We start from the raw sequence: 13792 nt of genomic DNA on the forward strand, positions 1-13792 counted from the left end.
CTGGAAATCAAATGGCCTGGCGCTCCCTTTCTCTTAGCGATGAACTTATCTGGCGGGCTCCCTTCCCGACGGCTGAGCATGCGCTGGCGGAGAGTATTCGGGAAAAAATCACTGCCCTGCGCCCTCATCTGCTGGATTTCCTGCGTCTGGATGAACCTGCCCCGCCGCATGCGTTAACGCTCGCCGAGTGGTCGCAACCCACCGCGTTACGCTCCCTGCTGGCCACCTGGTCCGATCACATCTACCGTCATCAACCCACGCAGCCGCGTGAACAGAAGCCCCTGCTCTCACTCTGGGCCCAGTGGTATATTGGTCTGCTGGTGCCGCCGCTGATGCTGGCGCTGCTTAATGAACCGCAGGGACTCAGCCTGGCGCCAGAACATTTCCATGTCGAATTTCACGAGAGCGGCCGGGCTGCCTGCTTCTGGATTGACGTGCATAGCGATGCCAGGATAGCAGCGCTTTCATCGCCGGCGCGGATGGAAGCCCTTGTGATTCGTACCCTGCAGCCGGTGGTTGAGACGCTGGAAGCGACGGGCGAGATCAATGGCAAACTTATCTGGAGTAATACCGGCTATCTGATCAACTGGTATTTAGGTGAAATGCGCACGCTGCTAGGCGATGAGCAGGTCGCCGCTCTGCGTCAGCACTGCTTCTTTGAAAAACAGCTCGCCGATGGTCAGGATAACCCGCTGTGGCGAACGGTGGTGCTGCGTGAAGGGCAGTTAGTCCGACGCACCTGCTGCCAGCGCTATCGCCTGCCGGATGTCCAACAGTGCGGCGACTGCACGCTGAAATAACCCCCTGCCCGTCATAAAACGGGCGGCCGCCGCCGCCCGCTCACGAGTTATGCGATTTGCTGACTCTCCTGCTCCGCCCGTTCGGCCTCTTCCGCTTCCTGAGCAAGCAGTTGTTTCTCATACACCTTAAAGAACGGGAAGTAGATAATCGCCGACACGCAGGCCAGAACAATCACCAGAACCGCCGCCCGGAAATCCCAGCCCAGCGCCCAGGCGCCGCCAATCGGTGCTGGCGCCGTCCACGGTACCACCGAGATAACGCGGCCAATCAGATCCAGCTTCATTGCTGCCCAGGCCAGCACCGCGTTCACCATTGGCGCCAGCAGGAACGGAATAAAGAACACCGGATTCATGACGATAGGCGTCCCAAAGATAACCGGCTCGTTAATGTTAAACAGGCTTGGCACCACGCTCAGACGGCCAATGGAGCGCAAATGTGCTGAGCGGCTACGCAGATAACAGAACACCAGCCCCATGGTCGCCCCGGACCCACCAACCACAATGAAGAATGTCCAGAACGCCTCCATGAAGATATGCGGCAGAGGCGCCCCCTGGGCCAGCGCCTGCTGGTTCATACCAAGGTTGGTCAGCCAGAACATCTGCAGCATCCCGGAGACAATCGCGGCGCCGTGGATCCCGGCAAACCACAGCAGGTGGCCAATAAGCACCGCCAGCAGAATTGCCGGTAGAGAGTCGGCTGCCGAAACCAGCGGTTTGAAGATGGCCATAATGGCCTGCGGGATCAGCATGTCAAAATGGTGCTGGATAAACAGACTCAGCGGATAGAGCGTCAGCACGACCACCAGCACCGGGATCAACAGATCAAACGAGTTTTTGATCATCGGCGGAACCTGATCCGGCAAGCGAATGCCGATATTATGCGCCTTAAGAAAACGCATCATCTCCACGCAGTAGATCGCCACCAGAATGGCGGTAAAGATCCCCGTCCCGCCGAGGCTATCCACTGGTAGCGTACCCTGCGTCTTCGGCGCGGCAACCAACAAAAAGGCCATGATCGACAACATTGCGCACATAAAGGGATCAAGCTGATTGGATTTCTCGTAGTGTTTACCGAGGTTATAAGAGATCGCCGCGCAGATGTAGATCGACATGATCCCCATCGTCATGTCAAAGGGGGTCAGAATTCGTCCCTCAAACTCTTTTGCCAGATCCAGCCAGGCGCGGGCAAAACCCCAGGTGGTATCCGGTGAGAAAGGTGGATAAGCAAACACCAGCAGGAACGATCCGACGATCATAAATGGCATCGCTGAGATAAAACCGTCACGGATAGCCATGACGTGACGCTGCGATGAGATCCGCCCTGCTATGGGGCTTATGTAATTTTCTACAAAGCGAAATATCAAATTAAACGCAGCATGGTTAGCAGACATAGTAGCCCTCCTGACAGGCTATTGATACTGGCCCAACAACGATTACCCTGCCGTTACGATGACCGTTTTTGATGCAGCAGGCCGTTGATGGATTACCGGCTATACTGCTCATGACGCAACGATTCATACACGGCTCTTATGTTATAAATAAAGTGAGAAGTGACTGTTCCAGTATTCATCTCTACGCGCCCAACCGCAACCGGTTACAGTAACCGGTTACGGTGAATGTGAAGGAGATCGACAAAATAGAAAGAATCTGGATTGTCCGCGCTGTTATTTACACTCCGCCAGGCTTGTGACAGATTTAACCAGGCTTAAATCAGGAGAATCCAATGAGTCTGCAGTCTGTACGGCAGTTTTTTGCCGAACACGCCCCCGATATCGAAATTATTGAGTTAAATCAGAGTACCGCTACCGTCGCGCTCGCCGCTGCCGCGCACAATGTTGAGCCGGGACAAATCGCCAAAACGCTGTCGCTCAAGATCAAGGATAAGATTGTACTGATCGTCGCCAGGGGCGATGCGCGGCTCGATAACAAAAAGCTGAAAGAGACCTTTGGTGCGAAAGCCAGAATGTTAAGCAGCGATGAGGTAGTGACCTGGACCGGTCATCCGGTAGGCGGCGTGTGCCCTTTTGGTCTGGAAAACCCGCTGGCCGTCTATTGCGACGTCTCGCTCAGGCACTATCAGGAGGTGCTACCCGCAGCGGGAGCCATTCACAGCGCCGTTCGTATTGAACCAGAACGAATGGCGCAGCTCACCGATGCGACATGGGTAGATGTGTGTTTATAGCCGCGTTACGCCACCTGTTTAACGGCGTTGTTCGCGCCGTTCACCGGTAAATGCAGCAAGATATCCGCCGCGTTTAATAAACCAATGTCTGAGCGAACGCCGAGCTTGGTCATGGCGTTAAATTTATGCGCGCGGATAGTTTTAATGTTCCGGTTCAGCTGTATCGCAATTTCAGAAAGTGAATATCCCCAGGACATATAGCGAAGAATGGCGTGCTCCGTTGGGCTTAACGGATCGTTGCACGCCTCTCTGTCGCAAAATTGCTCGCTGCCGCTGAGATGATGATTGTCCAGCAGTTGTAACAAACTCTCCTGTAATCCGCGTCGCGGTGCGGATTTATTCAATATGCCATGCAGACAGGCCGGCATAAGATGGCCGATCAGGTGCATTTCACTTTCATTATTAGCGAGAATAATCGTTTGTACTTCCGGTCGGCCTCGCGCCATTTCATGAACAAAAAGCAGGCTCTCAGCTCGTGAAGACCGGCTTCCCGAAAGGGAAAAGATAATTGCTGACCAGGGAAATGATGTTTCCACTGCCCTGAGCGTACTGACATTTTTAAAAAAATGAATATGGTATCGGCTATTATCTTCACGACTAAAGATATAGCGCCAGGCCATTTCCGTCATCACACATTTTTCTACGATGGCGACATGGCGGGTTGTGCTATTTTTTTCCATTCCATTTGCTCCCCGTAAGCTGAATTGATATTCAGCTCTTGCATTCCCTGCACGCTGTTGATCCAGGCATACATTTCAGCATTACTTCGCAGTGATAAGCGTCGCATTGCGCTATTTTTCTGCGCACTGATGGTTTTATTACTCTTTTTCAACAGCGCGGCGATCTGATTAATTCCCCATCCCTTTGCCAGAAGACGCAAGACCTTGCGTTCCGAAAGGGTCAGCATCGCCGCAGAGTGGTAGCTTGCGAAATCACTATCCTCGTCTCCGGTGAACAACGTCCGGCTAATTTGCTCGGCAGCACGACTGCCGGCGCAAATCACCTCAATCAGCCGGTTAACCGGCTCGCTCTCGGAGATCAGCGAGCTTTCAGGACGAATTAATAGCTCAACGGCCAATGGATAGAGGCTGTCGCTGACCATAAAAACCCAGTGAATATCGCGATACTGAGTCATCAGGGAGTAATAACGCTCGCAAACGGCCCGGGGATGCGCAATCTCGCCGGAGATATCCGCGACGACCAGCACCGCCCGCCGCAGTTGCAAAAGGGTGAGCTCATCATGAGAACGACAAAAGCTGAGTTCGTAGTCAGGGAGATTCTCATTGAAGATAACCTTTAACCCTGACTGCATGACGGGAATTTTACTAATAACGACACCAAACTTACCTTGTCCTGGTAACATAACACCTCCGCTTCCTGTCGAAGTTCCTTCGCCTGCCGAAAAACAATTGACGCTTAACATCACCGCCATATCATTCTTTGAATGAATATAAAAACTATATTCATGGCCTGCGTACACGGTATACGTAACGACCGAACCGTGGTCATACCGTGTAAATATTATTACTGTGTATACTTGCGATTAATATTAGCACAGACGCTCCTGTGCTAATAAATTAGAAAAGATAAAACTATCATTTAGCAAAAGTAATTTCAGGCACCAACGTTATAAAGCATTATCTTTGATTGTTTCCCTAAATGCTTTAGGCGACATGCCGCTATAGCGGCGGAAAAAGCGAGAAAAATAGGCGGCATCACTAAAACCCAAGTAATCAGAGAGTTGCGTTACCGTCATGCGGGTGTACTGCAGATTACGTCGCGCTTCAAGCATCAGGCGTTGATGCAATACCCCCAGAGCGCTACAGCCATAAAACTCGCGGCATAAATAATTTAAATGCGTGACCGACAACCCAATCAGCTTCGCATACTCCGCCAGCGGGAGATGCTGTCGGTAGTGACTCTCAATAAGCCGGGAAAAGTGACGCATCATACTGCGCTTCCGCTCCGCTTTATCTTCCGCGGGCGGTGCGGGGTGGCACTGCCGGTTCAGCCAGACCAGCAGCGTCCCCAGCAGCGAGTACAGCATCATCTCCCGCGCATCATGCTCTTCGCAATACTCCTCGCGAAGCGCGGAAAATAGTGTATGCATACGCCCCCGGGAACGGCCTACCGGCACGCACTGCGGTACGCTAAGCACATCCAGCGGCCGACCGAACTGATTTTCAAACCGGCTCAGCAGGGGCAGCGCCAGAGAGAGCACATGCCCCTGCGTCCCGGGCGAAAAATGAAACCCATGAATACAGAGGGCGGGAACCACCTGGATACAGGACGCCGTCATCACCGCGGTGGCGCCTTCAATTTCGATCTCCGCCCGGCCCTGATGCAGGTAGAGGAGCTGGACCATTTCCGCATGCTGATGAACGCGAATATGCCACTCGTACAGACTGCTACGCTGCAAAATCGACTCGCAGTGCAGCAGGTCCGGCGTTGGCCAGCCGCGCTCTTCGCCATACAGCTTAAATACGGGGACGGCTTGCATGGGCGGCATAATCACTCCTCTTTAGTCAGGTAACGCGTTCCATGGGCAAGCCCACGTAGTTTTCCGCGATGGTGGTCAGCCCGGCACGGGAGCCAAGATAGTAGCGGCGGTCGGCGGCCTGCATTTTGGCGTCGAACGCGTTCTGGTCCGGGAAATCGTGCAGCAGGCGGGTCATAAACCAGCTAAAACGTTCCCCTTTCCACACCCGATCCAGCGCCAGTTGTGAGTAGGTCGCCAGCAGATCGCTGCGGCCACGATGGTAGTATTCGCGCAGGATCCGCCACAGGTAGTTAACGTCCGATGCCGCCAGGTTTAACCCTTTGGCGCCGGTTGGCGGAACGATATGCGCGGCATCTCCCACCAGAAACAGCCGCCCATACTGCATCGGCTCCACCACGAAACTACGCAGAGGGGCAATGCTCTTCTCAAGTGAGTGACCAGTCACTAACCTGGAGGCCAGGTCCTCCGGCAAGCGGCATTTCAGCTCCTGCCAGAAGCGCTCGTCCGACCAGGCTTCAACCTTATCGCTCAGCGGAACCTGTAGATAATAGCGGCTGCGCGTAAGTGAGCGCTGACTACACAATACAAACCCCCGCTGATGGTGTGCATAAATCAGCTCCGGATTGACCGGTGGCGTATCCGCCAGCAGGCCTAACCAACCAAACGGCCACACGCTCTCGTAGGTTTTGAGAATGTCAGCGGGAATGCTTTGCCGTGACACCCCGTGAAAACCGTCGCAACCGGCGATAAAGTCGCACTCCAGGCGGCAGGTTTCACCTTCGCTGAGGTAGGTGACCGTCGGTCGGTCGCTTTTCGCGTCATGAATAGCCACCTCGCTCACGCCATAGACGATCGGCGCGCCGCTGGCGGCCCGGGCCGCCATCAAATCGCGTGTCACTTCCGTCTGGCCATAAACCATCACGCTCTTGCCGTCAGTCAGCTCGCTCAGTGCGACAGGTACCCGCTGGCCGTCAAACAGAAACTCCACCCCATGATGCACCAGGCCTTCGGCATCCATCCGCTGCGCCACGCCCGCTTCGCGTAGCAGATCGACGGTGCCGCTTTCCAGAATTCCCGCACGGATGCGCCCCAGCACATACTGTGGCGTTTGACGCTCGAGGATCACGGTATGGATCCCAGCATTGTGCAGCAACTGCCCCAGCAGCAGCCCAGAGGGGCCTGCGCCAATAATCGCGACCTGTGTTTTCATAGGGTTGTCTCACTCTTGCAGGGTTAATTATTTGTATAATTTTTGTTTAATAAAAGTTCTTTCCTGCATTTTTGATAAGTCAGACGGGAAAAAGAAGGGATGAATGGCGACAAAAATTGCACTTTTCACCAAACTGGCAAAAGTGTGGGACGCTTCAAATTCTGCCGCCCCGCCAGCCGGGACATTTTTGCATATTATTTGATCCCGCCCCCCTCAGCCGCTACGGCGCTTCAGGTTAAAGTATCGACAGATAACCAGACGTCGCGGACAGCAGAGGAATTATGCAGGTTGATCGGTCACAGCAGCGGGCAATCACACGATTGTGCATCCAGTGTGGTCTTTTTTTGTTACAGCACGGCGCCGAAAGTGCGCTGGTGGAAGAGCTTTCCACCCGCCTCGGACGGGCGCTGGGAATGGACAGCGTCGAAAGCGCCATCTCGTCTAATGCCATTGTGCTGACCACCATTAAAGATGGCGAATGTCTCACCTCAACGCGGAAAAATGTCGACCGCGGCATCAATATGCATGTGGTGACGGAAGTGCAGCATATTGTGATCCTCGCCGAACATAAGCTGCTGGACTATCGCGACGTCGAGAAGCGCTTTGCGCAGATCGTTCCCTTGCGCTATCCGCGCTGGCTGCTGGTCATCATGGTGGGGCTCTCCTGCGCCTGTTTCTGCAAACTGAATAACGGCGGCTGGGACGGCGCGCTGGTCAGCTTCTGCGCCAGTACGGTAGCCATGTACATTCGTCAGGTGCTGACCCACCGGTCCATGCATCCGCAGATCAACTTCTGCATCACCGCCTTTGTCGCCACCACCATCTCCGGGCTGCTGCTGCGCCTCCCGGCCTTTGCCAGCACGCCAACCATTGCCATGGCCGCCAGCGTTCTGTTGCTGGTTCCGGGTTTTCCTTTGATCAACGCCGTCGCCGATATGTTTAAAGGGCATATTAATACGGGGCTCGCCCGCTGGGCGATCGCCAGCCTGTTAACCCTTGCCACCTGCATTGGCGTGGTGATGGCGATGACCGTATGGGGGCTGCGCGGATGGGCATAATCTCGTTTATTTTCACACTGGCGGAAGACATGCTGCTGGCGGCTATCCCCGCCGTCGGTTTTGCCATGGTCTTTAATGTCCCCCAGCGCGCCTTGCGCTGGTGCGCGCTGCTGGGGGCGATCGGCCACGGCTCGCGCATGGTCATGATGAGCGCCGGTTTTAACATTGAATGGGCCACCTTTCTCGCCGCGCTGCTGGTGGGCAGCATCGGCATTCAGTGGTCACGCTGGTATCTGGCGCATCCGAAGATTTTTACCGTCGCCGCCGTGATCCCGATGTTTCCCGGTATCTCGGCCTATACCGCGATGATCTCCGCGGTAAAGATCAGCCATTTTGGCTATTCTGAAGAGATGATGATTTTGCTGCTGAGCAATTTTTTAAAGGCGTCGTCTATTGTGGGCGCCCTTTCTATTGGCCTGTCGATACCCGGTCTGTGGCTGTATCGTAAGCGCCCTCGCGTCTGACCCCGGCGTCGCGGTACAGCCGCGACGCTCCTTCCGCGATGGGCTCTGTGCTACTATGTGCAGATCACCCCACTCTTTGCAGTTCAGAGTTGAGATAGAGTTATGTCTTCGCGAATTTTAACCTCCCATTTTAGCGGCCTGGAAGAGTTCCTCCAGCAGCACGCGACGCTGCTGGCGAAATCGACTGACGGCACCGTTGCCGTTTTTGCCAATAACGCGCCGGCATTCTATGCGCTGACGCCAGCGCGGCTGGCGCAGTTGCTGGAGCTGGAAGCCAGGCTGGCGCGCCCCGGCAGCGACATCGCGCTTGACCCGCAGTTTTTCGAGGAGCCCGCCGCGGCGCCGGTTGCGGTGCCTATGGGCAAATTTGCCATGTACGCGGACTGGCAGCCGGACGCCGATTTTCAGCGCCTGGCCGCGCTGTGGGGCATTGCCCTGAGCCAGCCAGTCACGCCGGAAGAGCTGGCCGCCTTCGTCGCTTACTGGCAGGCGGAAGGTAAAGTGTTTCACCACGTGCAGTGGCAGCAGAAGCTGGCGCGCAGCGTGCAAATCAGCCGCGCCAGCAACGGCGGACAGCCGAAGCGCGATGTGAACAGCGTGAGCGAACCCGACAGTCATATTCCGCGAGGTTTCCGAGGATGAGCATGAAAAACGTGGGCGACCTGATGAAGCGTCTGCAGAAAATGATGCCGGCCCATATCGAACCGGCGTTTAAAACCGGCGAAGAGCTGTTGGCCTGGCAAAAAGAGCAAGGCCGGCTGCGTTCCGAAGCGCTGGAGCGGGAGAACCGCGCGATGAAAATGCAGCGTACCTTCAACCGCTCAGGGATCCGCCCGCTGCATCAGAACTGTTCCTTTGATAACTACCGCGTCGAGTGCGAAGGACAGATGAACGCCCTCGCCCGCGCACGTCAGTATGTGGAAGAGTTCGATGGCAATATCGCCAGCTTTATCTTCTCCGGTAAACCGGGGACCGGCAAAAATCACCTGGCGGCAGCCATCTGCAACGAGCTGCTGCTGCGCGGGAAGTCGGTCTTAATCATCACCGTGGCCGATATTATGTCGGCGATGAAAGATACCTTTGGCAACCGGGAAACGAGCGAAGAACAGTTACTGAGCGACCTCAGCAAAGTCGACCTGTTAGTGATTGATGAAATTGGTATGCAGACGGAGTCTCGCTATGAGAAGGTCATTATCAATCAGATAGTTGACCGTCGTTCTTCATCCAAACGGCCTACCGGGATGCTCACCAACAGCAATATGGAAGAGATGAACAAGCTGCTCGGCGAGCGGGTAATGGACCGTATGCGACTGGGGAACAGCCTGTGGGTTATCTTCAACTGGGAAAGTTACCGGCACCGCGTCACTGGCAAGGAGTATTAAGAGATTTCCGGACGACGACGGCGTTATACTAAAGCGATTATTCAGTCACGCTTATGAGTCCGTCTATGAAATCGTTTAAAAATGGCTTACTTGCCGCGCTTGCCATCAGTGCATTCACCCTCGCCGGCGCCCATGCTGCCTCCTGGCAGGATTCTCTTAACAGCGCCGCCAGCCAGCTTAGCGGCAGCAGCACCCAGGCCGGCGGCGGCGGCATGTCCGTCTCCTCGCTAACCAGCCTGCTCAGCGGCAGCAACCAGTCTCTGACCGCCAGCAGCATGAATAATGCGGCCGGGATCCTGTCATATTGCGCGCAACAGAAACTGGCCTCCGTGACCAGCGCCGATAACGTCAAAAACCAGGTGCTGGATAAACTGGGACTCAGCACGCCGGAAAAACAGAAACAAGACACCAACTATCTCGATGGCCTGCAGGGCTTGCTCAACAGTAATAACGGCCAGCAGCTGGACCTGAATACGCTTGGCAACAGCTCGCTGGCGAAGCAGGTGAAAACCAAAGCCTGCGATCTGGTCTTAAAACAGGGCGTTAACTTCCTCTCCTGATACGTACTGCTAATGCCGCGTTTGTCGCCTTCGCGACGGCAGCGCGGCCTGAAACGGTTTTTTTACCCTTTTCCCTCTCCGCTTCCCCGCCATACCCGATGCGACACCGATCAAAAAAGGCAACATCTAAACCAATTCTGAATAACTGCACAGTTTCATGACGCTAGAATTGCAGCAAGATGGCGCTGCAATTACAGTGTGGCGTGAAAAGTAATCTGTTCTGCCAGCCGACAACTGGCGCTAATGAGGATGAGCTGTGTCAGAGTTGTTATCCATCGCCTTATTTTTAGCTTCGGTGGTGCTTTATGCCTGGAAAGCGGGTCGTAACACCTGGTGGTTTGCCGCCACGCTCACGGTGTTAGGTCTGTTCGTGGTGCTGAACATCACCCTCTACGCCAGCGACTATTTTACCGGCGACGGCATCAACGACGCGGTGCTCTATACCCTGACCAACAGCCTGACCGGCGCAGGGATCGGCAAATACATTCTGCCGGGCGTCGGGGTGGGCGTCGCGCTGGTTGCCGTCTTTGGCGCGCTGGGCTGGGTGCTGCGCCGCCGTCGGCATCATCCTCATCACGTCGGTTACAGCCTGGCGGCGCTGCTGCTGGCGCTGGCCTCCGTTGATGCCAGCCCGGCCTTCCATCAGATCAGCGAGCTGGTGAAATCGCAGTCACGGGAAGGTGACCCGGACTTTGCCGCATACTACAAAGAGCCGTCGAAGCGTATCGACAATCCACAGCTGAACCTGGTCTATATCTATGGCGAAAGCCTCGAGCGTACCTATTTTGATAACGACGCCTTTCCTAACCTCACCCCTGAGCTCGGCAAAATAAAAGATCAGGGCCTCGATTTCAGCAATACCATGCAGCTCCCGGGGACGGATTACACCATCGCCGGTATGGTCGCCTCGCAGTGCGGCATTCCGCTGTTCGCGCCGTTTGAAGGCAACGCCTCGGCATCGGTCTCCAGCTTCTTTCCGCAGAATATCTGCCTTGGCGATATCCTGAAAAACTCCGGCTATGAAAACTACTTTGTGCAGGGAGCCAACCTGCGCTTTGCCGGCAAAGACGTGTTTCTCAAATCCCACGGCTTCGATCACCTGTTCGGGGCGGAAGAGCTCAAAACCACGGTAGCGGATCCCGCCTATCGCAACGACTGGGGCTTCTATGACGACACCGTGCTCGACGAGACGTGGAAAAAATTTGAAGAGCTGTCCCGGTCCGGTAAACGCTTCTCGCTGTTCGCCCTGACGGTGGATACTCACCACCCGGATGGCTTTATCTCGCGCACCTGCGAGCGTAAACGCTATGACGTGGACGGTAAGAAAAACCTCTCCTTCAGCGCCGTTAGCTGCAGCCAGGAACATATCGCCGCGCTGATCGAGAAGATCAAAGCCTCACCCTATTTCAAAAACACGGTCATCGTGGTCTCTTCCGATCACCTGGCCATGAAAAACAGCGCCTGGGATTATCTCAACAAGCACGATCGCAGCAATCTGTTCTTCGTGTTGCGCGGTGATCAACCGCAACAGGAGACGCTGGCGGTGAAACGCAACACCATGGATAACGGCGCGACGGTGCTGGATATTCTCGGCGGCGATAACTTTATCGGCCTCGGGCGCAGCAGCCTCTCCGGCCAGTCGCTCTCCGGTATTTTCTTGAATATGAAAGAGAAAGTGCTGGCCTGGAAACCGGACGTGATCCGCCTGTGGAACTTCCCGAAAGAGATGAAAAACTTCACCATCGACTCGCAGAAGAACATGATCGCTTTCTCCGGCAGCCATTTCCGTTTGCCGCTGCTGCTGCGGGTATCGGACCAGCGCGTTGAACCGCTGCCGGAGAGCGAATACTCCGCGCCGTTGCGCTTCCAGCTGGCCGATTTCGCGCCGCGGGACAATTTCGTGTGGGTCGATCGCTGCTATAAAATGGGGCAACTGTGGTCGCCTGAGCTGGCGCTCTCCACCGACTGGTGCGTCTCGCAGGGGCAGTTGGGCGGTGAGCAGAAGGTCCAGCACGTCGATAAACCGCAGTGGCAAGGCAAAACCGCTTTCAGGGACACCCTTATCGATATGGAGCGCTATAAGGGCAACGTCGATACGCTAAAAGTCGTCGACAACGATATTCGCTACAAGGCCGACAGCTTCGTGTTTAACGTCGCCGGCGCCCCGGAAGAGGTCAAGCAGTTCAGCGGCATTTCGCGTCCCGAGTCCTGGGGTCGGTGGTCCAACGCCCAGCTGGGCAGCGACGTGAAGATTGAATATAAAGAGCCGCTACCGGAAAAATTTGATCTGGTGATCACCGCCAAAGCCTACGGCCCAAACGCCAATAAGCCGATCCCGGTGCGGGTGGGAGACAGTGAGCAAGTGCTTACGCTGGCCAATGACGTAACCACTACGACGCTGCATTTCGACAACCCGTCGCACAGCAACACCCTGACCATCACTCCGCCGGACCCGCAGTCCACCAACGAGGGGAATATCCTTGGTCACTCCCCACGTCAGTTGGGGATCGGCATGGTGGAGATCAAAGTGGTGAAAAGCGAAGGCTAAAACCATCCTGCCCGGCGGGTTTACACGCCGGGCAACGGTTGCCGTGGCAGGGCGTTAACCCTACAGCGGCTGTAGTTCATCAGCCGACAGTCCGGTGATTTTCTGTACCATCTCTTTGTCGAGGCCATTTTGTAACATACTGCCGGCAATGCGCAGCGCCTCACGCCGGCTTCCTTCCTGTAAGCCCTCCTGGTGCCCTTCTTCCCGGCCTTCTAGTCGACCTTCTTGACGACCTTCTTGACGACCTTCCTGCTTAAGCTTTTGCGCGATAGACATCAGTGTCTCCTCATACTGTGGCAGACGGCGGGCCAGCCGGCGGAGAAACACGCACGGCTCGGCCGTATTACCGTACTGCAGCATATAGTGAAACAGCATTCTCAACTGCCGACGGTTAGTGTATCCCAGCATCACAACGGCCGCCAACGACTCCGTTAAGCCGCTGAGATCGCGCTGGCGAATATGTTTTTGCATCAGCTCCAGCAAGGCGACTCGCCGATGTTGCACGATGTCATCATCTGGCATCACCGTAACGTCGATCAACGGAAACGGACAGCCATACAGCGTCTTCGCCAGCTGCGGGTCGGCAAACTCATCCAGCCAGTTGAGGGAAAAGGGGTATGGACTGGTCACACCGTGATAAAAAAGCATCGGCACCACCAACGGCAGCGTTTTGTGCCCGGCATCCAGGTGGCGCTGCATCGCGGCAATCGCATAGCGCATCAGGCGAAACGCCATATGGTTATCCGGCGAGCTCTGATGCTCTATCACCACGTAAACATACCCCGCACCGCAGGTGGTTTGTACCGACCAGAGGACGTCCGAATACCAGGCGCGCAGATCCTCATCGATAAAGCTCGCCGATTGCAGTCTCAGGGTCGCGAAATCGCACCGCTGGCGGATCGCTTCTGGAAGGTAGAGGGTGAGGAAATCATTCGCCGTCTCCGGGTGGCGAAGAAATCGTTTAAAGACCGCATCGTGCGGCGTCGAGGTCATCCGTTTTTTCATGGCCATCCGCTTGCCTGAAAGAGAAGGAAAGCCGGACTCTACCACCGGTTTTTACCCGAATGGATTTGACGATAATTTTCTGG

At 55.4% G+C, this 13792-nt stretch carries 14 protein-coding genes; 8 read left to right on the forward strand and 6 right to left on the reverse strand.

What is annotated here, in order from left to right:
* The first annotated feature begins 11 nt into the window (after positions 1-11).
* On the forward strand, positions 12-800 hold the full coding sequence (gene fhuF / locus CWM57_RS22745; protein WP_100676414.1) for a siderophore-iron reductase FhuF: 789 nt from the start codon (positions 12-14) through the stop codon (positions 798-800).
* Between the two features lie 47 nt (positions 801-847).
* Here the strand turns inward: fhuF and CWM57_RS22750 are convergent, their stop codons facing one another.
* Positions 848-2191, reverse strand: coding sequence for a PTS sugar transporter subunit IIC (locus CWM57_RS22750; protein WP_074387129.1), 1344 nt, complete (start codon positions 2189-2191; stop codon positions 848-850).
* A gap of 332 nt (positions 2192-2523) precedes the next feature.
* On the opposite strand from CWM57_RS22750, the gene CWM57_RS22755 reads away from it, so the two are divergent.
* Positions 2524-2982 (forward strand): YbaK/EbsC family protein, encoded by a 459-nt coding sequence (locus CWM57_RS22755; protein ID WP_004151383.1) that lies wholly within the window; start codon positions 2524-2526, stop codon positions 2980-2982.
* Positions 2983-2987: 5 nt separating this feature from the next.
* On the opposite strand, the gene bglJ is transcribed toward CWM57_RS22755, so the two are convergent.
* The 4 genes from bglJ to pobA form a co-directional block, all read right to left on the reverse strand.
* The gene (gene bglJ, locus CWM57_RS22760; protein ID WP_077268428.1) at positions 2988-3662 is read right to left on the reverse strand and encodes a DNA-binding transcriptional activator BglJ; all 675 of its coding nucleotides are present in this window, start codon (positions 3660-3662) and stop codon (positions 2988-2990) included.
* Entirely contained in the window at positions 3623-4345 is a 723-nt protein-coding gene (locus tag CWM57_RS22765) for a helix-turn-helix transcriptional regulator (protein ID WP_008807539.1), read from the reverse strand. The genes bglJ and CWM57_RS22765 overlap by 40 nt, the downstream gene beginning before the upstream one ends.
* Positions 4346-4609: 264 nt before the next feature.
* Positions 4610-5491 (reverse strand): helix-turn-helix domain-containing protein, encoded by an 882-nt coding sequence (locus CWM57_RS22770; protein ID WP_100676415.1) that lies wholly within the window; start codon positions 5489-5491, stop codon positions 4610-4612.
* Positions 5492-5507: 16 nt separating this feature from the next.
* A complete protein-coding gene (gene pobA, locus CWM57_RS22775; RefSeq protein ID WP_061155856.1) occupies positions 5508-6692 on the reverse strand; it encodes a 4-hydroxybenzoate 3-monooxygenase in 1185 nt (394 codons plus the stop codon).
* 281 nt (positions 6693-6973) lie between these two features.
* Between pobA and CWM57_RS22780 the strand changes: the two genes are divergently transcribed.
* The 6 genes from CWM57_RS22780 to opgB all read left to right on the forward strand — a co-directional run bounded on the left by CWM57_RS22780 (position 6974) and on the right by opgB (position 12704).
* Positions 6974-7750 carry a threonine/serine ThrE exporter family protein gene (locus tag CWM57_RS22780; RefSeq protein ID WP_008807542.1) on the forward strand — a complete coding sequence of 259 codons (777 nt, stop codon included), beginning with the start codon at positions 6974-6976 and terminating at the stop codon, positions 7748-7750.
* Positions 7741-8214: a threonine/serine exporter gene (locus tag CWM57_RS22785; protein WP_074387133.1), complete on the forward strand. Its 474-nt coding sequence runs from the start codon at positions 7741-7743 to the stop codon at positions 8212-8214. The genes CWM57_RS22780 and CWM57_RS22785 overlap by 10 nt, the downstream gene beginning before the upstream one ends.
* 102 nt (positions 8215-8316) lie before the next feature.
* Entirely contained in the window at positions 8317-8856 is a 540-nt protein-coding gene (gene dnaT, locus CWM57_RS22790; RefSeq protein WP_074387134.1) for a primosomal protein DnaT, read from the forward strand.
* Positions 8857-8858: 2 nt separating this feature from the next.
* Complete coding sequence (gene dnaC / locus CWM57_RS22795; protein WP_008807545.1) at positions 8859-9596, forward strand: DNA replication protein DnaC; 738 nt, start codon at positions 8859-8861, stop codon at positions 9594-9596.
* A gap of 65 nt (positions 9597-9661) precedes the next feature.
* Positions 9662-10156, forward strand: a complete 495-nt coding sequence (locus tag CWM57_RS22800; protein ID WP_074387135.1) for a DUF2501 domain-containing protein — start codon at positions 9662-9664, stop codon at positions 10154-10156.
* Positions 10157-10412: 256 nt separating this feature from the next.
* Positions 10413-12704, forward strand: a complete 2292-nt coding sequence (gene opgB, locus CWM57_RS22805) for a phosphatidylglycerol--membrane-oligosaccharide glycerophosphotransferase (protein ID WP_074387136.1) — start codon at positions 10413-10415, stop codon at positions 12702-12704.
* A gap of 60 nt (positions 12705-12764) precedes the next feature.
* On the opposite strand, the gene CWM57_RS22810 is transcribed toward opgB, so the two are convergent.
* Positions 12765-13715, reverse strand: a complete 951-nt coding sequence (locus tag CWM57_RS22810) for an Rpn family recombination-promoting nuclease/putative transposase (RefSeq protein WP_165784245.1) — start codon at positions 13713-13715, stop codon at positions 12765-12767.
* Positions 13716-13792 lie beyond the last annotated feature (77 nt).

The organism is Klebsiella sp. G-Nf4 (genome assembly GCF_002810615.1).
Taxonomy (GTDB): Bacteria; Pseudomonadota; Gammaproteobacteria; order Enterobacterales; family Enterobacteriaceae; genus Klebsiella; species Klebsiella variicola.

Coding starts and splice junctions, on each gene's coding strand:
- fhuF (WP_100676414.1), top strand. CDS start 12: ATGGCCTGGCGCTCCCTTTCTCTTAGCGATGAACTTATCTGGCGGGCT.
- CWM57_RS22750 (WP_074387129.1), bottom strand. CDS start 2,191: ATGTCTGCTAACCATGCTGCGTTTAATTTGATATTTCGCTTTGTAGAA.
- CWM57_RS22755 (WP_004151383.1), top strand. CDS start 2,524: ATGAGTCTGCAGTCTGTACGGCAGTTTTTTGCCGAACACGCCCCCGAT.
- bglJ (WP_077268428.1), bottom strand. CDS start 3,662: ATGGAAAAAAATAGCACAACCCGCCATGTCGCCATCGTAGAAAAATGT.
- CWM57_RS22765 (WP_008807539.1), bottom strand. CDS start 4,345: ATGTTACCAGGACAAGGTAAGTTTGGTGTCGTTATTAGTAAAATTCCC.
- CWM57_RS22770 (WP_100676415.1), bottom strand. CDS start 5,491: ATGCCGCCCATGCAAGCCGTCCCCGTATTTAAGCTGTATGGCGAAGAG.
- pobA (WP_061155856.1), bottom strand. CDS start 6,692: ATGAAAACACAGGTCGCGATTATTGGCGCAGGCCCCTCTGGGCTGCTG.
- CWM57_RS22780 (WP_008807542.1), top strand. CDS start 6,974: ATGCAGGTTGATCGGTCACAGCAGCGGGCAATCACACGATTGTGCATC.
- CWM57_RS22785 (WP_074387133.1), top strand. CDS start 7,741: ATGGGCATAATCTCGTTTATTTTCACACTGGCGGAAGACATGCTGCTG.
- dnaT (WP_074387134.1), top strand. CDS start 8,317: ATGTCTTCGCGAATTTTAACCTCCCATTTTAGCGGCCTGGAAGAGTTC.
- dnaC (WP_008807545.1), top strand. CDS start 8,859: ATGAAAAACGTGGGCGACCTGATGAAGCGTCTGCAGAAAATGATGCCG.
- CWM57_RS22800 (WP_074387135.1), top strand. CDS start 9,662: ATGAAATCGTTTAAAAATGGCTTACTTGCCGCGCTTGCCATCAGTGCA.
- CWM57_RS22810 (WP_165784245.1), bottom strand. CDS start 13,715: ATGGCCATGAAAAAACGGATGACCTCGACGCCGCACGATGCGGTCTTT.